This window comes from Microcoleus sp. FACHB-672 (assembly GCF_014695725.1).
Lineage (GTDB): Bacteria > Cyanobacteriota > Cyanobacteriia > Cyanobacteriales > Oscillatoriaceae > FACHB-68.
Map to the genome: position 1 here is coordinate 305,829 of NZ_JACJOU010000015.1, position 22,235 is coordinate 328,063.

Sequence of the window (22,235 nt, forward strand, 5' to 3'; positions counted from 1 at the left end):
TTTCTTTTTATTAACCTCTGCTGATTTCTGCAAGCAAACCCTAGGGCTTCGGTGCCGGCTGTTCCTTCTTGGAGGTTGCTAGCATTAAATTAGATTCATTGACTTGAAACTTATAGCCAATCCCAAAATCTAGAGGCTTGATGCTGCTATCACTCTTATAGATATCCCTTAAATCTCCCTGATACCGAGTGCTGAACAGATCGATTGGTTGTGTGTAGTTCCCGTAAAACTTCAAGTTCCACTTAGAACTGTCCACATATTTAACCGGCATTCCAGAATCATCCTGCAACAAACTGCTGCTTTCTGCTAGAATCAGATCCCGAATGTTAGAAAAATCTTCTCGGTGCATCAAATAAGAGGCAGCTTTCAGGTAAGTGGTAGGTTCGGGAAACTGTTTGACAAATGTATTGAATTCCGGAGTCTTTTGTAAAGCACCATTGGATAAATCTACGGAGAAATAGTACAGGGTTCGCGGGTTGGATTCTCCTTGGGGTAGAAAGGAAATTTTAACCCCAGGAATTAAGTTTTTAGCCTCACGAGCCTTTTGTGCGTTCTCAAATGCTTGAACCGTAGCGTCCTTTTGGAGCGTAATGTACTCCACATCCAAAATTTTATTATTGGTTCGTGCTAAAAACACAAATAAGACAGGTAAAACGCCTTTTTCCGCCAAATCTACCTTCATATCATTAGTGCGGAAAAAGCTTAATTGCAGGATAGCATTCAGCGAGGTAGTGATTTCCTGCAGTTTTCTATCCATTTTTTCGGGTGGGATTTTCTCAAGATCCGGAATGTCTCCCACCGGCTCTAATCCCGCTAAAACGTAATCACTGCCTTTCGGGAAGAAAGAATAGGCATATAAGAAATCAGGCCCACTGAATGGATAAAATATTGGATCTGAAGATTGGTTGAGAGATTTTAGCTCATTACTAGACCAGTTTCTGATTTTTGACAGTTGTTGAGCGTCTAGTCTTTGCCACGAACTGTCGAAATAGTAGGCGTGATCGTTCCACGCTTTACTTTTTTGTAAAGATGCTAGGGTGCTGCCGGCATCCACCTTGATGCCGGCTAAAAACTTAGCCGTATCTGTGAACTTTTCCGCTTTTGCTTTATCTACAGGAATGTCGGTAACGACCGCATTTTTAGAATTCTCACCATCACTTTTCTGATTCGCATTGATGACGGTGGTAGAACTGCTTGGCTGCTGAGAATTTTGAGTGCCATTAGGCTGATTGGGATTTGCATTTTCTCCAACCTGGTTGCCACAAGCAGATACAAAAAATTGGAGCGTCATTGTTGCGCTCAGGACGTACATTAAGTGCTTTCGATTCATGGAAGTTCGCTCAACAAAGAGTTAAAGAATTATCTAGTTTTTAGAGCCGGAAGACGCCAGCCGCTTGTTTCTTGACACAAAGAAGTAAACCAGCAAACCCACAAAAATCGTCATCAATCCTGCCAGCGATTCCTGAGGTTTGTCGAGTAAAATATAGATCAACATCCAAGCACTGATTCCTAGAAAGATCAGCGGCGTTATGGGATATCCCCATGTTTTGTAAGGCCGGGGCGCATCGGGATACCTTAGCCGGTGAACAAATACACCCAAAACGGTGATAAACGAAGACAGGGTAAGGGTAAATCCCAAATACGTTAAAACGGTCTCAAATGAAGAAGTAATCACCAGCGCCAAGACAATTGCCAGTTGCAAGAGAATCGCGTGATATGGAACCCCATTTTTATTTTTGCTGGCTAGCACTTTAAAAAACGGAATATCTTCTCCGATGACTTGAGTAACTCTAGGGCCGGCCCACACCATTGAGCTAATCGAAGAAATCAGGCCGAAGGAGATCAGCAAGCTCATAATCTTTCCACCGGCAACCCCAAAAATCCGGGTAGCGGATATATATCCCACTTCCAGTTGTCCAGCTAGCTCATCAATGGGCGCGGTATACAAAAATGTAAAGTTAATCAGCAGGTACAAGACGAGAACGATTAAAGTTCCCGCGATTAAAGATCGCGGCACATTTTTTTCCGGTTCTGCTACCTCGCTGGCAATGTAAGTAGACGCATTCCAACCAGAATAGGAATACATGACAAACACGAGGGAAATCGCAAAGGGAGAACTTAATATCACATTCATATCTCCCGGAGCCGGCAGGAAATTGATATCTTGAGGTTGTGCGATTAACAATCCGCTAGCAACCAAAAAGACAATCAGCAGCACTTTCAAAACAGTGAAAACATTCTGAAAGTAGCTTCCAAGTTTGCGATCACTTGTATGAATGATGGACACGCCAATGACAGTTAAGGATGCAACTAACAGCGGATTAAATATTGGGGAAACTTTTGATAAATATTGTCCCAATGCCATCGCTGCTGCAGCAATGGGTGCGGCAAACCCGACTGTAACGGAAACCCACCCGGACAGGAAACCAATTGCTGGATGATAAATTTTGGATAGATAGTGAAATTCACCGCCTGATCTGGGCATTGCTGCTCCCAGTTCACTGTAAGAAAGTGCGCCACAAAGGGCAAAGACTCCGCCGATTACCCATAAACACAGTAAGGCGAAACCAGACTTTATATCTGCTGCTTGGAAGCCCAAACTTGTAAAAACGCCCGTTCCGATCATATTAGCTACCACAATCGAGATAGCTGTAAACAGGCTGATGAGCCGTTTGTCTTGTTGCTGGTTTGAATTCACGCGCTTTTCAGAATTTTTTTGGCTTTCAATTGAGATCCCCAGCGAGGGGGGATTTTATTTAATCCAATCTTTAGATGTTCTAGCCCGGATGGTTTTTATTGGCCTGAGCTTACCTGACAGCCTGCAAACTCACCTATTAAAACTCAGATTTCGTTACCTGTCTAGACCGGCACTCTGAAACGCTGTCGCTGGCTTATTCTAAGGATCTGTCACATCGGCACGTCTTTACCACCGATTTGGCAAACCGCTGTGTCCGGCTTTAACTGGCGCTTCCCTCCTACTCATTGAGAATTTTGTCAAATCGTTGACAATAGTTGTCATTATCATCACAATAAACCCGACAATGGTATAGCTCAGATCGGCACAAATCAACTCTCAAAACGCGTTGACTCTCAACTAACATTTCCCAATAAGAGTCTTGTAAGAGCAAATTTTGGCAACTTAAAGGGTGTGAGGATAAAGAATAACAATGGCAAAAGTTTTGTGGAAATATTTACAATTAATACCTAATGTGGTAGCCGCATCTCTCGCGGTTTACGCCGGCGCGACAGTGGCAGCAGAACCACCGGCATCTGTGGAATCGGTAGACAAAAAAGACATAACGCTGAGTGAGCCGATCAGCCGTAACGTCTTGGTTCAGGTGCCGGTGAGGCAAAGCCCGAACGATATAGCACAGAATGACGCATTTAGCTCTGAAGACAGCCCCACCGGCAATGTCAGCGATTTAGAACAGATTGACCCATCCAACGCTGAAAGCAGCGTCATGGAGCAAGTGACCTCCGTTTCTCAGCTATCCGACGTTCAACCCACAGACTGGGCATTTCAAGCCTTACAAAATTTGGTTGAGCGATATGGGTGTATCGCAGGATATCCCGATGGCACATTCCGGGGAAACCGCGCCATCACGCGATATGAATTTGCTGCCGGTTTAAATGCCTGCTTAGAAGCAATTACCCAGCTGATTCAGCCAGGGGGAGACTTTGTTAGCAAAGAAGACTTAGCACTCCTTAACCGGCTGCTTGAGGAATTTCAGGCCGAACTCGCCACCTTGCGGGGTCGGGTTGATGCCTTAGAAGCGCGTGCTAATGAACTCGAAGCCAATCAATTCTCCACCACCACCAAACTCGAAGGGGAAATCATCTTTGCCGCCGTTGACGGCATCGGCACAGGATCGAGCAGTGTCCCCCACTTCGGACATCGGACTCGCTTTAACTTAGAAACCAGTTTCACCGGCGAAGATTTGCTCAGAACCCGACTGCAACTCGGCAACTTGAATGCCTTATCTGCCAATTCCAACCCGGCACCTGAAGGGGATCTATTTTTCGCAGCCGATGCTTACGAAGAAAGCGATGGCAATGTCTTTGGTATAGACGCCCTGCTTTACACGTTTCCCTTGGGCGAACGCTTGGAGATCACTGTTGCCGCCAATGCCGGTGCCGCAGATGACTTTGCCAATACCGTCAACCCATACCTTGATGGAGATGGCGCGCTGGGCGCACTGTCTCGCTTTGCCACCCGCCATCCTATTTATTACATGATCGGGGGTGCCGGCATTGGGGCGAGGTATGAGTTCAGCGATAACTTAGAACTGAACCTGGGTTATATGGCTGCTGACGCCTTCGATCCTGATCCAACTTTTGGGTTTTTCAATGGTGCTTACGGTGCGATGGCTCAATTGCTAGTCAAACCCAGTGAAAGACTTAACATCGGCTTAACCTATATCAATTCCTACAACAATGAAATGGGTGCCGGTAGTAACCGCGCTAATTTGCGAACCGTTTTGGGGAATGAAACTGATTTGGATCTGCCAATTATCAGCAATGCTTTTGGGGTTGAAGCTTCTTGGCAACTCAGCAAGCGCTTTGTTGTGGGTGGTTGGGTTGGCTACGTCAACAAAACTGTACTCTCCACCCTTGGCGGACAAATTGATCGCGGTGATATGGAAATTTGGAACGCCAATCTTAACTTTGCCTTTCCCGATTTGGGTAAAGAAGGGAATTTGGGCGCTATCATCGTCGGTGTAGAGCCGATGGTTCGCAATTCTAGCGTAAGTGCTGCTGTCCCCGGACTGCCTGATGTGTTTGGGGCAGATAAGGACACATCCCTGCACATAGAGGCTTTGTACCAGTATCAGGTGACAGATAACATCGCCATTACGCCTGGTGTGGTTTGGCTCACCGCACCCGATCACAACAATGATAATGAAGATATTGTGATTGGGACGATTCGGACGACCTTTACTTTTTAGGCTCCCATTCTTTTGAATTGTTGAGGTTTGGATGAATGAGCCGGCAGATAAAACTACCTAATGTGCAAGTCATAAACGGGTGATAAGACAGCTTTTCAGATTCACAGGTTTGTGGCTAAAACTTTAGCGTATATCCTTGTTTGCCTGAAGTTTTATCAAGCCCGCTTATTCACCCTAAAGCAAGAGTTAGTCATAATAGAAGCAATTGCGGTAAAAATAAGAAGAACGCCATGCTAGAAACTCAAGTTTTGTTAGAAACCCCTACAGAATCAACAGAAAAAGAATGGATCTCAATCGAAGACTTTTTGATTCATCCTCCTGAGAGAATGGAGTGGGTTGACGGCGAGCTGGTGGAGAAAACAGGTATGACAATTAAGCATGGTTTGGCTCAAGGTAAGTTGATCTCCTATTGGAGAAATCACATCATTTCGAGTGGGCAAGGCGGAGAAATTTGTCCAGAAACACTTTGTCGAACTAACAAGCAGGCTCGGCGTCCTGATGTTGCTTACATCACGACTGAGCTGCTACAACAGTATGGTGAGCTTACTGTCCTTCCCGAAAGTTTCCCACTCATTGCCGAAATCGCCTCTCCTGATGACAGTGCTGAAGAGTTATTTGCTAAATCAAAAGAATATTTAGAATCTGGCTGTTTGGAAGTTTGGGTGCTGTTCCCTGAAGCTCAACTAATTATGATTCACACAGAACAGCGCTGGCTTTTATTTAATGCCGATGAAGTGGTTAGCACTCAAACTATTTTACAGGGATTTAATGTAGCAGTCAGTGAATTGCTTGCTTAATAAACTAATGGATAGCTCCTGAAAGATCCAGTTTCCATCTAGGCAAAATGTGAAGAATACCAACCACCGGCCCGAAAATCTTGCCGAACCCATAAGGGCTTAGATGTAAAGATTCGTAAACTTTTAAAATTCTCTGTGGAAGGGAAAGCCGGTCAAGGCCACAGGCGTAAATTTACAGGCTTCACCGCGATAAGATAGCAATAAAACTACTGAAGTGAGGGGCCAGATTTCCTGGTCAAAAGCGCCTATCGAAACCATCTACGGCAACCTGCAAGGTCTAAAATCCAGCCAGCTTAAACAGCTACAAAAGCTATACCATCAGCGGCTACCGGCCAACTTCATCACAACAGCCGAATTTGCCCAGCGAATCGCCGCCATCAGTACAGAAATTGGTCAGCCGGTGTCTGCCTACATCAACCGGCGCGGGCAGCTAATTCGAGTTGGCGTGGGTACACCTCGCCAAACCCAAATCCCGCCGCTGGAATTACCCCGTTATGGTGCCGGTCGTCTTAGTGGCATCCGCTGCATTGCCACCCAACTCAAGCCGGCTGCACCAGACGAAGCGGCCCTCACCGCAATGGCCATTCAACGGCTGGACGCATTGGTACTCCTCACCCTCACCGGCGCAGGTTTTGAACGTCGGGGTGGGGGTGCAACCGGCTATGTGAAAGAAACCTACTTGGCGCATCTAGTGACCCAGGAAGCGGGGGAGACGGGAAGAGGAGGAGACGGGGATAGAGAGAATCTTCCCATTGAGCACTCAGTCCTCAGCACCTTCGTGTCGCCGCCGATGAGCCTCGATGTTCTGGCTAACCAAGACTTTCTCGACTTGGTAGAAGGACTCGAAGCAGAATTCGAGCGAGAATTTGTTGCCCAGCAGGTAGACGCCGATCATGATCGGGTGCTGCTGGTGGGTGTGATCACCGGCGACAGTACGCCTCAGCGGTTTCAAGATGGGTTGGCGGAACTGGCGCGGTTAGTGGATACTGCCGGCGGCCAAGTGCTGCAAACCGTTCAGCAGAAGCGTCCCCGCCCTCATCCGCAAACTGTAGTCGGTGAAGGTAAAGTTCAAGAAATTGCCTTGGCAGCACAAACAGTGGGGGCTAACCTAATTGTGTTTGATCGCGAACTCTCGCCGGCACAAGTCAGAAACTTGGAAATTCAAATCGGCATTCGCGTTGTTGATCGCACAGAAGTTATTTTAGATATTTTTGCTCAACGTGCCGGCACCGGCGCGGGTAAATTGCAAGTTGAATTGGCCCAGCTCGAATATATGCTGCCGCGCCTCACCGGCAGAGGTCAAGCGATGTCCCGTTTGGGCGGTGGTATTGGCACCAGAGGGCCAGGTGAAACGAAACTTGAAACCGAACGCCGGTCAATTCAGCGCCGCATCGCCCGATTGCAACAGGAAGTGAACCAGCTGCAAGCCCATCGATCCCGGTTGCGAAACCGCCGACAGCATGAAGACGTACCCTCGGTGGCGATTGTGGGTTACACAAATGCCGGTAAATCTACGCTGCTCAATGTGCTAACGAATGCCGGAGTTTATACCGCTGACCAGCTATTTGCCACCCTTGATCCCACAACTCGCCGCTTAGTGATTCCCGATGCTGTCACCAAGGAACCGAGATCCATTGTGATAACGGATACAGTCGGTTTTATCCACGAATTGCCCCCCGCCCTGATTGATGCCTTCCGCGCCACTTTGGAGGAAGTCACCGAAGCTGACGCTTTGCTGCATTTAGTAGATTTGTCCCATCCGGCTTGGCACAGTCAGATTCGCTCTGTGATGGCAATTTTGGCTGAAATGCCGGTGACACCAGGGCCGGCACTGGTTGCATTTAATAAGATTGACCGCGTTGATGGAGATACTTTGGCCCTAGCCCACGAGGAATTTCCCCAGGCTGTGTTCATCTCAGCAGCCAATGCTTTGGGCTTAGAAACTCTGCGACAACGACTTGCCCAACTTATTCACTACGCGGTTGCACCTGAGTAAATTTATTGAAGAGTCCGGCTGAAAATCACCCTTAAGTAGGATTACTGAGATTGCGGCAGACAAGATACTATTGATCAGCAATCTTAAATTTGCTCTCATCGCAACTCAGTAATTTTACTCATGAGACGCGGACGTGGCAATATCTGGCGCTAAGTATAGACTTCCGTCCAAGGTTACAAAGGATTTAGTCAGATATTGCCACGTCTCGAAATATTCCGGTAATCAACCGTGTAGAAAGATGTTTAGGCAACCTTTAAAACTCGCCATTGGTGCCGCTGTTCTCGCTACAACTGGAATGTCAGCGATGGCGCTAGCTGCCCCGGCTTCAGCTTTTACCCTCAATGCCGGTCGCCTTGAAATTGATGCGAGTAAAGATGTTATCGGTAGCACTTTCACAACGACCTTTGACGGTAATGTAAATAATCAGACTGTTGCCGGCCTTTCCTCAGAAGCAGTTTGGACATTTCTAGGCATCACAAACACTGGCGATAAAACCGAGGCGAGCTTTGAAATTACCCTCGAAAATACTTCTAGCAACGGCATCCTGTCCAGAACCTCTGCTTTGGGTTTCAATGTCACGGATCTAGAGGGCAATCAACTCGACTTGCTAGGTGTTGGAAGTGCCGGCGGCAGTGGAAACACCCGTTCCACAGGGCTATTTGCAAACGATCACACCGGCAGCTTTTCCAATGAGTTTGGCGTAATAGATGTTTGCTTTACCGGCGGCAACACCTGTGAGGAAGACAGCAACGGCGGTGTTGACAACGATACCAGCACGCGGCTTGCCCAGAAAAGTAGTTTTACAACCACCTTGGCTTTCGAGGGTTCTGTTAGCAAGTTTGCTCTAAATAACTTTGGGATAAGCTATCAAAGCATTAATGGCGAAGGTTATGTGGATGCCGGCGGAACAGGTAAATTTATATACGTTCAGTCTTCGGATAAACAAACCATTCCTGAACCTCGTACACTCGCTGCAGTCTTGCTTACAGGACTGGCGATCTTCACCCAACGACGCAAACGACAACCAGCCGCATCGTAACGGTCAGCCAAAACTTGTTCTATTTAATAATAACTTTGCCCCCTCTAATCTCAAACAGGGGGTTTTGTTTTTATCTGTAAGACTTTTTCTAATGCAACACCGGCAATTTTTAACAATAGGCTAAACTTTGGCTAGAGCCAGGTTAAACACCAGAGGCATCCGCCGTTTACAATTAAAAAAATAAAACTTAAACGATGAGGATACAATGACTCCTAAAGTAGAAATCTATACCTGGAGAACCTGCCCTTTCTGCATCCGCGCTAAGGACTTGCTGAGAAAGAAAAAGGTTGAGTTTATAGAATACAGCATTGATGGGGATGAAGACGCGCGGGATGCAATGGCCCAACGAGCCAATGGCCGGCGCAGTGTTCCGCAAATCTTCATTAATGACCAGCACATCGGCGGTTGCGACGATATTCATGCGCTGAACGCCCAAGGCAAGCTCGATGAACTCCTCTAACAGCCTTCTGCCCAGTTTAGGGGCTTCTTAAACCAGTGAATAAGAGCGATCTCCAAACAGAGATCGCTCTTTCGTGTCGAAGCGTGTAATAAACTAGGGAACGCTGCACGCGCTCATGCACGATTCAGAGGAAACTAGGCGTGAAACTTGCCTTTATCATAGACCCGCTCAAACAGCTCGATCCCGGTCACGATACCAGCGTGGCACTCATGGAGGCAGCTCAAGCACTGGGACACGAAGTTTGGGTAACACAAGCCAATCATTTAAGCGTAGTGGGTGGCAAAGCTTATGCCATCCTCGAACAGGTGAAGCTGACACCCGTAAAGTTGGGCGAGGCTGGATGGATAAAAGCACCCGACTGGTACGCTCTCGGAGAGCGGACTTTACAGCCGCTTGAGGAAATGGATGCAGTCCTGATGCGTACCGATCCGCCGGTGAACGTTCCTTACCTCTACGCCACTTACATTTTGGATTACATTGACCCAACTAAAACTCTGGTGATTAATTCTCCGAAAGGGTTGCGGGCAGCTAATGAAAAAATGTATGCCCTGCAATTTACGGAAGCAATTCCAGAAACGATTGTCAGCCAAGATAAATCGGTGATTCGAGAATTTCTAGATCGCAAAGGCTCGGCAGTTCTTAAACCTTTGGGGGGTAAAGCCGGCGAAGGAATTTTATTTTTACAACCGAACGATCCTAACTTCAATTCTTTAATTGAAATTAGCACCCAAAACAGTAAAACTCCCGTCATGGTTCAAACCTATCTGCCGGCAGCCAAGGAGGGAGACAAACGAATTGTCTTGCTTAATGGCAATCCCATTGGTGCGGTAAATCGTATTCCCACCGGCAGCGAATTTCGCGGCAACATGGCTGTGGGTGGCAGAGTGGCTAAAACTGAAATTACCGAACAAGAACACCAGATGTGCACTTACCTCGCGCCAAAACTGCGCGAAGACGGGTTAGTGTTTGTTGGTATTGATGTCATAGGCGGGTACTTAACCGAAGTGAATGTCACTAGCCCAACCGGCGTCCGCGAAATTGATCGGCTTGATAACGTTCGCTTGGGACATCAAGTAATTAAATGGGTAGAAGAAGCTAGCGCCGCCCTAAAAAGCCAACAGAAAGGAAATTTCCAGGAGAGTCGGTGATGGCGGAAGAAAACAAAAACGAATCGGCCCGAACATGGGCAATGCTTTGTCATCTTTCTTCCCTTTTGTGGATACCATTATCACTTTCTACAATATTGCTGATTGGCATTCCCATTTCCCTAATTTTTCTCAACATTTTAGGGCCGCTTATTATTTGGATGCTGAAGAAAAAGCAACACCCCTTGATTGATGCCCACGGCAAGGAATCTTTAAACTTTCAAATTACCCTGCTCCTCTACAGTCTCGTTATTGGCGTTGTATTGTTGCTAAGCGTGGGAAGTTGTTGGCTGGGATTTAGCACAAATTCCAGTGCGATTTTAGGGTTTGTTGGTTTAGGGCTAATCGTTGCTGGAGTAGGACTGGCAATTCTAGGAGGGTTGATGGGCTTGATCCTTTGGCTAGGACAGTTACTTTTGACCCTATTTGCGTCTATTAAGGCAAAAAAAGGCGAGCTTTACCGTTATCCCTACACCATTCGGTTGTTGAGGTAAAAAATGTTTTCTTCTTCCAGCTCTTCTGTAGAAAAACCAGTCATCGGCGTAGCAATTGCCGGCACCGGCTTTGGTCAAAAAGTCCACATTCCAGCATTTCAAGAACACCATCGAACGCAGGTGGTAGCAATTTACAACCGGCATATTGATAAGGCAAAAGCAATTGCCGATGCTCAAAAAATTCCCCATGCTTGTGATACAATAGAAGAAGTTATCGCCTTGCCAGAAGTGAAGGCGGTTAGCATTTCAACTCCCCCGTTTTTGCACTATGAAATGGCGAAACAGGTGTTGAGTGCCGGCAAACATCTGTTCTTAGAAAAACCCACAACTCTCGCAGCAGCAGAGGCGCGAGAACTGTACAAATTGGCACAATCTACCGGCGCAATCGCCGCAATGGATTTTGAATTTCGCTTTGTGCCGGCGTGGCAGCATTTTGCCGAACTGCTCTCACAAGGGTATGTGGGGCAGACACGTCTGATTAAGATTGATTGGTTAGTTGCCAGCCGCGCGGATGCCAGCCGACCTTGGAATTGGTACGCCCAAAAAGAGAAAGGGGGCGGTGCGCTAGGTGCAATTGGCTCCCACAGTTTCGACTATATTAGCTGGTTGTTTGGGCCGGTGCGCCGGTTGTGCGCCCAGCTAAGCACAGCAATTCCTGCACGCCCCGATCCGGCTGCCGGTGGGGAATTAAAGCCGGTGGATGCGGATGATAGTTGCACAGTGATGCTTGAGTTGGTAGACGGCACACCCTGTCAGGTTTGCCTAAGTTCCGTGGCGTATCAGGGACGTGGGCATTGGGTAGAGGTGTACGGCGAACGCGGCACGTTAGTTTTAGGCAGTGACAACCAGCAAGATTATGTACACGGATTTCGGCTGTGGGGAAGTCAGGCTGGGCAACCTTTAGCGGCTATTGAAGTTCCGCAGCGGCTGGAATTTCCCCGTACCTACCCCGACGGGCGGATCGCGCCGATCATTCGGGTGATCGATCATTGGGTGCAAGCGATTGATCGGGGCAGTTCACCGATATCAGGCTTGCGCGAGGGGGTTTACTCGCAGCTATTAATGGATTTAACTCAAGAATCTCACGCCACCGGCTGCTGGGTAGATGTGCCGGCGCTGGAGGATTTTTTGGCCGCAGGTTGATCTGTTCAATCGCGTTTATTCTTTCTAGGGCACCTTGATTAAGGTCTTTCGGGTGCCGGAGGAATTTTATACTGACCGGCAATGTTATAGAAAAGCCGATAGTAATCGGCAAATTTTTCGCTGGGAGATTGGGCGTAACAGTTATATTCCAATTTTCCCTGCACCAAGGTTAAGGTCATCGAACTGGTTTGTGGCCCTAAATTCACTTCCAATTCCCCTGCTACCCCTTGCTGGGTTGTAAAGTTCTGCTTCAAAGCTTCTGACTCGTCTTTTTTTGATCGCTTGTGCTTGCCGTGCTTTCCGCTACTTGACACCCGATAGCCGGCCCAACCTCGAATCTCAACTTCTGGGTTTTTTGGATCGTTAAACGCTTGCCCATCCTGATTCGTCGGGGGTTCAGCCGCAACCCACGCTTTGGGATAGGGAAACTCAAACTTATAACGCGGGTTGCGATAAGTCTCTAAATTGGTTGCCGGTTGAAACTCAGAGGGCCGGCACCCCGACAGCATTGCCGCCACAACCAGCCCAGTGACGGCATAACGCCTGATGTAATGAGTGACAGACATCTTTGCAACTGCTCTCGTTTTGTTCGCCCCGATCTAACATTCAAATCCCTAGGCATGGGGAACCGGGGAATCAATGTAACGAAATATTACAGTAATGCCGTTAAAGCGCTTTAGCATCTTGACAGCTCAAAATTGAGCCGCTATTCTGAAATGCATACCCGGGTAAACAAATTCACAGTCATATGCAAGATAAGCAAAAGGTTACGTTGTATCTTCCACCCGAACTGCATCGCCAGCTTAAAATCCGAGCTGCAGTTGACTCCGAACCCATGTCTGCCATTGCGGAAAGAGCAATAGTTTTTTACTTAGCCCATCCAGAAGTGGTAGACGAAGTAGAGGCATCTCACGGCGGCGCTCACCGGGTCTATAGCTGCCCAGAATGTACAAACTCAGTGGTTCTGCGAGAGGGAGAAATGGTTTCTCTCAAAGATCAGCCCGGAGTCTTAGCTGAAGAGGGTCTTTCGGTTGAAAGGGTACAAAAAGTCAATTCTAGCCCTGAACAAGGAGAACAAGAATTGGTTCCCTGCTAGAGCTTAGCTTTCTGAAGACGAGCGCAAATCGCACTTCAACTTCAGCAGCGATGAGCATCCCAATCCCGCAATGTTTGCACCGTCTCTAAAAGGTCGATTGGTCATGAAAGAAGAGCTCAGTATTCTAATTCAAGCTCAATATCCTTTAATTTACCTCGTGACCTCCGAGGAAGAGCGGGCCGAGCAAGCAATTGCAACGATTGCTCAGAGCAAGCCCCAACACAAAGTTTTTATTTGGACAGTCACCCACGGAATCGTGGAATACGGGCAACCGCGCAATACAACCCAGCACAACACTGTCTCTCCAGAAGCAGCGATTGAGTGGGTAATTCGGCAGCGCGAACCAGGTATCTTTATATTTAAAGATTTACACCCCTTTATTGATGCCCCAGCGACAACCCGATGGTTACGGGATGCGATCGCAAGCTTTAAAGGCACCCTAAAAACAATTATTCTCATGTCTCCGGTGCAGCAGGTTCCGATTGAGCTAGAAAAAGAAGTCGTTGTGTTAGACTTCGCCCTGCCGACAATGGCAGAACTCAATCAAGTTTTGTCGAGTCAATTGACAGAGACCCGAACCCGCCGCATTACCACCGAGACCCGAGAAAAGCTGCTAAAAGCAGCCTTGGGTTTAACGCGAGATGAAGCAGAAAAAGTCTATCGCAAAGCTCAAGTCAGTGCCGGTCGCCTCACTGAAGCCGAAGTAGATATTGTTCTTTCCGAGAAAAAGCAGCTAATTCGGCGCAACGGCATCCTCGAATATATAGAAGAAGACGAAACCATCGATTCGGTGGGGGGTCTAGACGAATTGAAACGATGGCTGAGACAGCGTTCCGACGCCTTTACAGAACGGGCGAGAGAATATGGCTTACCTCAACCAAAAGGGATGCTAATTTTGGGTGTACCGGGCTGCGGTAAATCTCTAATCGCCAAAACGACCTGTCGGCTGTGGGGACTGCCCTTGCTGCGCTTGGATATGGGGCGAGTGTATGACGGGTCAATGGTTGGCCGATCAGAAGCGAATCTCCGCAATGCCTTGAAAACAGCCGAGTCCATCTCGCCGGTGATTTTATTCATCGATGAACTCGATAAAGCCTTTGCCGGCACGTCAGGTTCCGCTGACTCGGATGGGGGAACCTCTAGCCGGATCTTTGGTTCTTTCCTGACCTGGATGCAAGAGAAAACATCACCCGTCTTTGTGATGGCTACTGCTAACCGGGTTGAGCGCTTGCCTGGAGAGTTTCTCAGAAAGGGCCGGTTTGATGAAATCTTCTTTGTGGATTTGCCCACGAGTGAAGAGCGCCAAGAAATATTTAAAATTCACCTGAAAAAGCGGAATCGAGACATTGCTCGGTTTGATATCGAGCAACTCGCGAATGTCTCCGATGGCTTCTCAGGAGCAGAAATTGAGCAAGGACTGATCGCAGCCATGTACGAAGCCTTCGCTCAAGATAGAGAATTCACGCAGCTGGATATAATCGCCGCCATTAAGTCAACGCTGCCACTGTCAAAGACGATGACAGAGCAAGTCACCGCCCTGCGAGATTGGGCGAGGCAGCGAGCGAGACCGGCTGCATCTTCCGTCGCCGAATATCAGCGACTGGAGTTCTAAAAGCTTTCTCCTGTCTCCCAACAGGAGTAAAGGCTAGCCAGTAAAGGGCTAGCAGTTTGACAAAACGCCGTATATGTGCATCCACACAGCGGCCTGCTTCAGATCCAAACGTTGTCGTATCTCTCAAAGTCCTTAGGAGGAAATCCAAATGTCTCACTTCAGCACCCTGCGTACCAAAATCACCGATGCCGAAATCCTGAAAGCTTCTCTGCGTGACTTGGGCATTAATGTCAAGACCGAAGCTGATGTCCGGGGATACAATGGCCAACGAGTTCGTTCAGACATCGTGGCAGTGTTGGAAGGTGAATATGATCTGGGCTGGTCTCGCAATGCCGATGGGTCTTTTGACTTGATCGCCGACCTCTGGGGCGTTGCCAAAAAGCACAATCAAACCGAACTGATTAACTCGATCAATCAGAAGTACGCAGTTAACAAGACTTTGGCTGAAGTTCGTCGCCCCGGCCTGCAAAATGCCAATGTCAAATTGGTTCTGCAAAAGTAATATCACGGAGTGCGTTCCCAAGCTTGCGGGTTAACCAATTACGGGTTAGCCCGTTTTTTTATGCGGATTTTTGTGAAACTGCGTCGAGAAAGCGGAGATTTTGACGGTGCGGGAACTCAAGCGCTAGATCCCTGTCCTTGTAATTTCAATTCCTCTGCTCTTTACCTGCATGAAATCCTACCCTACACTAAGGTGATTTCTAGCAATATCAACAAAAATCACTATTATTGTATTTTCTATGAAATCTTTGGCTCCTGAGCTAGAGCAACAAATCCGGCAGTTAATGCGTTTGGGCGGTCAACAAGCCGCAGAAATGGCAAAAGAGCAATTTCAGGTTGCCCAAAAGGGGCCGGATGACTATGTAACCAGTATTGATCGATGGTTAGACCGGCACCTCGCAACCGCCTTTGCCAAACTGTTTCCCCACGAAGGCATCATTACCGAGGAAAACGAACAGTCGCGAACCGCATTTGGGGCGGGCTACTCCCGGTTGTGGTTGATCGATCCCCTGGATGGCACCGAAGATTTTATTCAAGGACAGCCCCACTATTCCGTAATGGTGGGGTTGCTATCGCATCACGAACCGATTGCTGGCTGGATCTACGCGCCGGCAGAGGATCGCCTCTACTATGGGGGACTAGACTGGGGTCTGTTTCAAACCGCCGGAGATGCCCCCCCACAACCCTTGCCGGTAAAAGAACCCTTGGCCCCTTCTTCATCATTCTGTCCGGTGATCGTGGGCACCAAAGATCAGCGAAACTTTGGCCGTGCGCTTACACAGTTGATTCCTGAAGCTCAATTTTACTCGCTGGGCAGCTTTGGCCTCAAAGTTCTGGAAGTGATTCAAGGACGAGCCGGCCTTTATATCTATCTAAACCGGCGCGTCAAGCTCTGGGATACCACCGGCCCGATTGCCTTAGCAAAAGCGGCCCAGTTAACCTGTTGCGACTTAGAGGGCCGGCCTTTAAGCTTTCAGCCCGATGCCATCGATCCAGCCACCTTAGCCCATAAACAAACCATTGTTATTGGTTGGCCCCACTACGTTGAGTCGCTGCTGCCAAGAATTCAGAAAGCAGTTGCCGATACTACGGCCTAGAAAACTGCCCAAAAAGTCAGCACTTAACCGGGGAAAGCGCTTGAAGATGAGTTAATAGATCGAGAATCCTTGCAGTATTTTCCGATTGTGGCGGGTAGTATGTCAACATCAATAAATAGGAATCTATGTTGTTGGTTTTTGCAACCCAAATTCCCTAGCCGTTGACTCCTACCCATCCTGATTTCTTATCTTGACGAGCTCTCATGCAGACAGAAGCTTTTAGTGAGCTTTTCCCTCTTTTCAGTGCCGCCAACCCAGAGACGTTGGAATGGCTACTCTCTGTTGCTGTAGAACACGAGTACCCATCCAACCGAGCCGTCCTGATGGAGGATGCCTGGGGAAATGCTGTTTACTTCTTAGTATCCGGCTGGGTCAAAGTCCGACGCCTTGCCGGGGAGAACGTCGTCACGCTGGCCATTCTAGGCCGGGGTGATTTCTTTGGCGAAATGGCCATTCTGGATGAATCTCCCCGCTCCACAGATGTGATCGCCCTCTCGTCGGTGCAGCTACTCAGTGTCTCCGCTCAGCGATTTATTCAAACCCTTTCTAAGGATGCTCAGTTGCACCACCGGATGCTGCAACTGATGGTGCGGCGTTTGCGACAGACTAACTTTCGCTTCCAACTGCGGAACCGGCCTCCGGCAGTCAAACTCGCAAATACCTTAGTTTCTTTAGCAGAAAACTACGGTCAGCCAACTGAAAAGGGAATAGAAATTTTTAACATTCCCTTCAAAGACTTAGCCGATGTTACAGACATCGGGGTAGAAGAAACCAGCAAAATTATGCAAAAACTCAATGAAAAAGGCTGGCTCAAGATCGATCTTGATCGCGACGCTATTTACTTACTCAATATCAAACAATTGACCCATCTAGCTGGACACGTTTAAAGGCAGGGGCGAGGGGACTAGGGAGGAGGAGAAGGGAATAAGTGCCCGATGCCCGATGCCCGATGCCCGATGCCCCATGCCCCATTTCTTGCAGTCACTGGCACAAATGAAATGACTGAAGCAACTCAAACACGCCCTAGCAAAACACCCAGCGTAGCACCGGCAATTCATTACCAAGTGGCGATGCCCCAGCCGGAATCGCATTTATTTGAAGTGACGCTACGCGTACTCAACTGGCATGAGCCGGTACTGGATTTAAAAATGCCGGTTTGGACACCAGGTTCTTACTTGGTGCGAGAATACGCCAAAAACCTGCAAAACTTCGGCGCTCAAACGGCTGACGCGCAACCATTGAGCTGGCGCAAGGTGAAAAAAAACTACTGGCAAATTGATACAGCCGGTGTTTCTGAAATCATTGTGCGCTACCGGCTCTATGCTAATGAGCTGACAGTCCGGACAAATCACCTGGATAGCACCCACGGTTATTTTAACGGTGCCGCCCTGTTCTTCTATCTGCCCGGATTTGAGCAGCAACCTATTTCTGTCACCATCTTGCTACCTCGACCGGAATGGCGCGTCTCCACCTCTTTAAGCCCTGTTTCCGGGCAAGCTAACACCTTTTACGCGCCGGATTTTGACACTTTGGTAGATAGCCCGTTTGAAATTGGCACCCACCGACTCTATCCCTTTGAAGTTTTAGGCAAACAGCATGAGCTGGTTATTTGGGGGCAGGGCAATGCTAAACCAAAGCAAATTATTCCCGATATTGAAAAAATCATCCAAGTCGAAGCCGAGATGTTTGGCGGGCTGCCCTACAATCGCTATGTGTTTCTGCTGCATCTATCGGCTCAAGGATTTGGCGGTCTGGAACACAAAGACAGCTGCACCTTAAACTATAATCGCTTGGGCTTCCGTGCTAGAGATAAATACGAGCGTTTCCTGCAACTGGTGGCGCACGAATTTTTCCACCTCTGGAATGTCAAACGCATTCGACCAAAAGCGCTGGAAGTGTTTGATTATGAAGGTGAAAACTATACCCCTTCCCTGTGGTTTTGTGAGGGAACAACCAGTTATTACGATTTGGTGATTCCTCTACGCGCCGGCATTTACGATGTCAACGTTTATTTAGAAAACTTGAGCAAAGAAATCACTCGCTTGCAAACAATACCGGGACGCCAAGTGCAACCGGCTAGTGAGTCGAGTTTTGATGCGTGGATTAAGCTGTACCGCCCGGATGCTAATTCTGGCAATTCCCAAATTTCCTATTATTTAAAAGGGGAAATGGTGTCACTCTTGCTCGATTTGCTAATCCGGCAGCGTCATAACAATCAGCGTTCCCTTGATGATGTGATGCGCCTGATGTGGCAGCAATTTGGGCAACCTGAAATTGGTTTCACCCCAGAACAACTGCGGAACGTTCTTGAATCAGTTTCAGAGATGGATTTAGGGGATTTCTTCGCTCGTTACATTGACGGAACTGAAGAACTGCCCTTTGATGAGTACCTGGAGCCTTTTGGTCTGCGGTTATCTGCTGATGATAGCAATTCTGTGGTGCCTTTCTTGGGCTTGACAGTGAAGACAGAAAATGGTAAAGATGTCATCAAATTTGTTGAGATGGGTTCACCGGCTCAGGTGGCAGGAATTGATGCCGGTGATGAGTTACTGGCAATTGATGGAATTAGAGTGTCAGCAGATCAGCTCAATGACCGGCTGAAAGACTATCAACCCAACGAGACGATTCAGGTGGCAGTCTTCCATCAAGATGAATTGCGCTGTCTGTCAGTGACTCTAACTTTACCCCGTCCCAACCGTTATCAAGTAGTGCCGGTGGAAGATCCAACGCCGGCGCAGGCAGAAAACTTTGCCGGTTGGTTAGGGGTGCCGGTTTCAACCATTCGATCTAAGTGCTGAGTCTTGAGTGCTAAGTGCTGAGTGGGAGAGGGGGAGTTTTTAGTGGTGAGTGCTGAGTGGGAGAGAATGCCCAATGCCCAATGCCCCTACCTTTAGGTTGGCGAAGCCTTGCCCCATGCCCCATACCAGCAACAGTCCTTAAAAAGATCGTTACGTCTTAGCAACCTGTTGCGATCGCGTGGTAGGTTGTTGGCAACTTTGTACCTAAAACACTGTTAAATCAAGAAGGAATAATTATGCCACTACAACCACCCCCACCCCCACCAATTACCCCCCGTCAGATGACTTTGCTGCGAGTTGTGACAGCTATGGCATGGGCTGATGGGGAACTTGCCACAGAAGAAGTAGATTTTATGCTACAGCGCTTTAGTCAGCTGTTTGCTTCCAACTCAAATCAGCAGCAAAAATTGCAACAAGAATTGCGGGATTATCTCATGCAAAATATCCCGCTCAATGAGTTGATTCCCAAACTGGCAAGCACCGAAGAGCGGGAATTAGTGCTAAGGCTTGGTTATGAAGTCATTTCTTCTAGTGCTCGCACCCCTGATGAGCCGGCAATTAATACGGAAGAAGCCGACGCTTACCAAAACCTGGTGAGCTTACTTAACTTGCCGGCAGATGTGGTTAAACGCATCGAGTCAGAAATTGCAGCCGCACCCGATAGCGATGAAGGACTTGTTGATAAACTCACTCACCAAATCGAGGAATTTATCCAAGGCTGAGCTTCCTTCAACGGGATACAAAAGGATGAATTCAGAATTTTTATTCATCCTTTTGCATTCATCTAAAGACTCATTTCTAGCATTCGCTGCATCGGTTTTAATGCCGCTAATCGTGTCTCTTCTGGAAGGGTAATTTCTGGGGCACGATTTTTCATTGCCAGATAAAGCTTTTCCAGTGTATTTAACCTCATGTGAGGACATTCATTGCAGGCGCAAGTGCTGTTCACCGGCGGTGCTGGAATAAACTGTTTGTGAGGCGTCTGCTTTTGCATTTGGTGAATGATTCCCGGTTCCGTTGCAACAATAAAAGCACTCGCAGAACTTTGCTGAGCATATTTCAGTAGCGCAGACGTGGAACCAATATAGGTAGCATGGCGTAACACCGGCTCCTCACATTCCGGGTGGGCAATGATTTCAGCCTCTGGATGTTCGATTTTGAGCTGGACTATTTTCTTTTCTGAGAAGGTTTCATGCACCATGCAACTGCCTTGCCACAGCACCATATCTCTGCCGGTTTGCTGTATCACATACCGGCCTAAATTCCGATCTGGGGCAAAAATAATCGGCTGATCTTCGGGAATTTGGCGGACAATTTTAACGGCGTTGGAACTGGTGCAGATGATATCGCTCATTGCCTTAATCGCGGCTGAGCAGTTGATATAGGAAATCACCAAATGTCCCGGATGAGCGGCTTTAAACTCCCCAAAAGCTGCCGGTGGGCAAGTGTCTGCCAAGGAGCAACCGGCATCCAAATCGGGCAACAATACCAGTTTGTTGGGATTAAGAATTTTGGCCGTTTCTGCCATGAAGTGAACGCCGGCGAAAACAATCACATCCGCATTTGTGTTGGCGGCTTTGCGGGAAAGCTCCAGAGAATCGCCGATACAGTCTGCGATATCCTGAATATCGGAGTCTTGGTAATAGTGAGCCAGAATCACAGCGTTTAGCTCTTGTTTCAGGGCATTAATCGCCGCAAACAAGTCATGGGGCAGATCAGCGGTTTGATCGCGTCGGAGAAGTGCAGTCGTAAACACAGTTTAGGAGTTGCCTCAGCCGGAATGGGGTTAGTGTGTAAAGGAATTATAGTAGTTTTTACCAAAAATTGCAGGGGACAAGCAGAGCCGGTTAAATCCCCCACGCCCAATCCCCAATTTCCCATTCCGAATACTGCCAAAACCGGCCATGCTTGCCTATGCTGGAAAGGAGATGGGCACAGGAATTGGCATGGTTATCAATCAGAATCATCAGGATAAACCGATTAAAATCGCCGTAGTTGGGGACATTCATGATCAGTGGGAAGAGGCAGATAGACTCGCCCTGATGCATTTAGGCGTTGATCTGGTGCTATTTGTGGGGGACTTTGGCAACGAGTCGGTGCCGGTGGTGCAGGAAATTGCATCCATTGATCTTCCCAAAGCAGCGATCATGGGCAACCATGACGCATGGTACACGGCAACAGATTGGGGGCGCAGCAAGTGTCCCTACAACCGGCAAGAAGAAGACCGGGTGCAGCAACAGCTAGATTTATTAGGGGAAGCCCATGTCGGTTACAGCAAGTTAGACTTTCCCAGTTTAGATTTAACCGTCGTGGGAAGTCGTCCGTTTAGCTGGGGTGGCCCACAGTGGAAATATAGCGACTTTTACCGGCGCTTTGATGTGGCCGGCTTTGAAGCATCCACCAATCGTATTGTCGCTGCCGCCAAGAGTTCGGCTTATAAAACCGTGATTTTTCTCGGTCACAATGGCCCTACCGGCTTAGGTGATTTGCCGGAAGATCCCTGCGGCAAGGATTGGAACCCGATTGGCGGAGACTTTGGCGATCCAGATTTCGAGGAAGCAATCGCGCAAACACAAGCGTTGGGTAAACAGGTGCCGTTTGTCACTTTTGGCCATATGCACCATAACTTACGCCACACACAGCAGCGATTGCGTCGCAGTGTCCATGTCAGTTCTGAAGGCACCGTTTACTTGAATGCTGCCAGTGTGCCTCGCATTGCCTATACCGAGAACGAACGCCGACGTAACTTCTCGATTGTCTCCCTCAGTAACGGTGTGGTGTCCGAGATTACCTTAGTTTGGGTGTCTCAAGATTTCTCCATCGCCTCTGAACAAGTTCTTTTCCAAAGCAGCAGTACGGTGGGGATGCCGGCTTAAAGGATATTAAAGTGTTTGATTTACCCAGGAAGCTTAACAAATTGGGGCAGAGCCGGCTAATATTAAACTATGCCCACTTGGAGAGGTGGTAGAGTGGTCGATTGCGCTCGACTTGAAATCGAGTGAACCGAAAGGTTCCGTGGGTTCAAATCCCACCCTCTCCGTTTAATTCCCGGCACCCACACATTTCAATGCTGAAGAGGATTGAGAGGAAGATGGGGCGTGGAATCTATAG

Annotated in this window: 20 protein-coding genes and 1 tRNA gene; 17 read left to right on the forward strand and 4 right to left on the reverse strand. The window is 48.2% G+C overall.

Translation table 11 applies throughout. The features are described from left to right. Positions 1-40: 40 nt before the first annotated feature. Entirely contained in the window at positions 41-1,330 is a 1,290-nt protein-coding gene (locus H6F56_RS11075; RefSeq protein ID WP_190667780.1) for a hypothetical protein, read from the reverse strand. A 33-nt stretch (positions 1,331-1,363) separates the two neighbouring features. After that, positions 1,364-2,698 carry an APC family permease gene (locus tag H6F56_RS11080; protein WP_190667782.1) on the reverse strand — a complete coding sequence of 445 codons (1,335 nt, stop codon included), beginning with the start codon at positions 2,696-2,698 and terminating at the stop codon, positions 1,364-1,366. Positions 2,699-3,167: 469 nt separating this feature from the next. Here H6F56_RS11080 and H6F56_RS11085 point away from each other — a divergent pair, with 469 nt between their 5' ends. The 8 genes from H6F56_RS11085 to H6F56_RS11120 all read left to right on the forward strand — a co-directional run bounded on the left by H6F56_RS11085 (position 3,168) and on the right by H6F56_RS11120 (position 12,020). Then, the gene (locus H6F56_RS11085) at positions 3,168-4,946 is read left to right on the forward strand and encodes an iron uptake porin (protein ID WP_190667784.1); all 1,779 of its coding nucleotides are present in this window, start codon (positions 3,168-3,170) and stop codon (positions 4,944-4,946) included. A 230-nt stretch (positions 4,947-5,176) separates the two neighbouring features. Further along, a complete protein-coding gene (locus H6F56_RS11090; protein ID WP_190668191.1) occupies positions 5,177-5,743 on the forward strand; it encodes a Uma2 family endonuclease in 567 nt (188 codons plus the stop codon). Between the two features lie 214 nt (positions 5,744-5,957). Further along, on the forward strand, positions 5,958-7,739 hold the full coding sequence (gene hflX / locus H6F56_RS11095) for a GTPase HflX (protein ID WP_323798337.1): 1,782 nt from the start codon (positions 5,958-5,960) through the stop codon (positions 7,737-7,739). 238 nt (positions 7,740-7,977) lie between these two features. Then, positions 7,978-8,778 (forward strand): cistern family PEP-CTERM protein, encoded by an 801-nt coding sequence (locus tag H6F56_RS11100; RefSeq protein WP_190667785.1) that lies wholly within the window; start codon positions 7,978-7,980, stop codon positions 8,776-8,778. Between the two features lie 205 nt (positions 8,779-8,983). Next, on the forward strand, positions 8,984-9,238 hold the full coding sequence (gene grxC / locus H6F56_RS11105) for a glutaredoxin 3 (RefSeq protein ID WP_190667788.1): 255 nt from the start codon (positions 8,984-8,986) through the stop codon (positions 9,236-9,238). Between the two features lie 140 nt (positions 9,239-9,378). Continuing rightward, positions 9,379-10,386 carry a glutathione synthase gene (gene gshB, locus H6F56_RS11110; protein WP_190667789.1) on the forward strand — a complete coding sequence of 336 codons (1,008 nt, stop codon included), beginning with the start codon at positions 9,379-9,381 and terminating at the stop codon, positions 10,384-10,386. Continuing rightward, positions 10,386-10,877: a DUF4870 domain-containing protein gene (locus tag H6F56_RS11115; protein ID WP_199312728.1), complete on the forward strand. Its 492-nt coding sequence runs from the start codon at positions 10,386-10,388 to the stop codon at positions 10,875-10,877. The genes gshB and H6F56_RS11115 overlap by 1 nt, the downstream gene beginning before the upstream one ends. 3 nt (positions 10,878-10,880) lie before the next feature. Beyond that, positions 10,881-12,020, forward strand: a complete 1,140-nt coding sequence (locus H6F56_RS11120; RefSeq protein WP_190667791.1) for a Gfo/Idh/MocA family protein — start codon at positions 10,881-10,883, stop codon at positions 12,018-12,020. A gap of 38 nt (positions 12,021-12,058) precedes the next feature. On the opposite strand, the gene H6F56_RS11125 is transcribed toward H6F56_RS11120, so the two are convergent. Then, positions 12,059-12,586, reverse strand: a complete 528-nt coding sequence (locus H6F56_RS11125; protein ID WP_190667793.1) for a hypothetical protein — start codon at positions 12,584-12,586, stop codon at positions 12,059-12,061. A gap of 182 nt (positions 12,587-12,768) precedes the next feature. On the opposite strand from H6F56_RS11125, the gene H6F56_RS11130 reads away from it, so the two are divergent. The 7 genes from H6F56_RS11130 to H6F56_RS11160 all read left to right on the forward strand — a co-directional run bounded on the left by H6F56_RS11130 (position 12,769) and on the right by H6F56_RS11160 (position 19,846). Beyond that, the gene (locus H6F56_RS11130) at positions 12,769-13,116 is read left to right on the forward strand and encodes a hypothetical protein (protein ID WP_190667795.1); all 348 of its coding nucleotides are present in this window, start codon (positions 12,769-12,771) and stop codon (positions 13,114-13,116) included. Positions 13,117-13,219: 103 nt separating this feature from the next. Next, the gene (locus H6F56_RS11135; RefSeq protein WP_190667797.1) at positions 13,220-14,728 is read left to right on the forward strand and encodes an AAA family ATPase; all 1,509 of its coding nucleotides are present in this window, start codon (positions 13,220-13,222) and stop codon (positions 14,726-14,728) included. Positions 14,729-14,876: 148 nt separating this feature from the next. Then, the gene (locus H6F56_RS11140) at positions 14,877-15,230 is read left to right on the forward strand and encodes a DUF1257 domain-containing protein (protein WP_190667799.1); all 354 of its coding nucleotides are present in this window, start codon (positions 14,877-14,879) and stop codon (positions 15,228-15,230) included. A gap of 238 nt (positions 15,231-15,468) precedes the next feature. After that, positions 15,469-16,326 (forward strand): 3'(2'),5'-bisphosphate nucleotidase CysQ family protein, encoded by an 858-nt coding sequence (locus tag H6F56_RS11145; protein WP_190667801.1) that lies wholly within the window; start codon positions 15,469-15,471, stop codon positions 16,324-16,326. Between the two features lie 203 nt (positions 16,327-16,529). Next, positions 16,530-17,213, forward strand: a complete 684-nt coding sequence (locus tag H6F56_RS11150) for a Crp/Fnr family transcriptional regulator (RefSeq protein ID WP_190667803.1) — start codon at positions 16,530-16,532, stop codon at positions 17,211-17,213. Between the two features lie 111 nt (positions 17,214-17,324). Next, on the forward strand, positions 17,325-19,124 hold the full coding sequence (locus tag H6F56_RS11155) for a M61 family metallopeptidase (RefSeq protein WP_190668201.1): 1,800 nt from the start codon (positions 17,325-17,327) through the stop codon (positions 19,122-19,124). Between the two features lie 236 nt (positions 19,125-19,360). Continuing rightward, complete coding sequence (locus tag H6F56_RS11160; protein WP_190667805.1) at positions 19,361-19,846, forward strand: TerB family tellurite resistance protein; 486 nt, start codon at positions 19,361-19,363, stop codon at positions 19,844-19,846. 62 nt (positions 19,847-19,908) lie between these two features. Here H6F56_RS11160 and nadA read toward each other — a convergent pair whose 3' ends face one another. Next, positions 19,909-20,880, reverse strand: a complete 972-nt coding sequence (gene nadA / locus H6F56_RS11165) for a quinolinate synthase NadA (RefSeq protein WP_190667807.1) — start codon at positions 20,878-20,880, stop codon at positions 19,909-19,911. Between the two features lie 190 nt (positions 20,881-21,070). Here nadA and H6F56_RS11170 point away from each other — a divergent pair, with 190 nt between their 5' ends. Together H6F56_RS11170 and H6F56_RS11175 are read left to right on the forward strand one after the other, a co-directional pair. Then, positions 21,071-22,000, forward strand: a complete 930-nt coding sequence (locus H6F56_RS11170) for a TIGR04168 family protein (RefSeq protein ID WP_190667809.1) — start codon at positions 21,071-21,073, stop codon at positions 21,998-22,000. Between the two features lie 79 nt (positions 22,001-22,079). Then, positions 22,080-22,164: transfer RNA gene (locus H6F56_RS11175), tRNA-Ser, on the forward strand. The last annotated feature ends 71 nt before the right edge of the window (positions 22,165-22,235 follow it).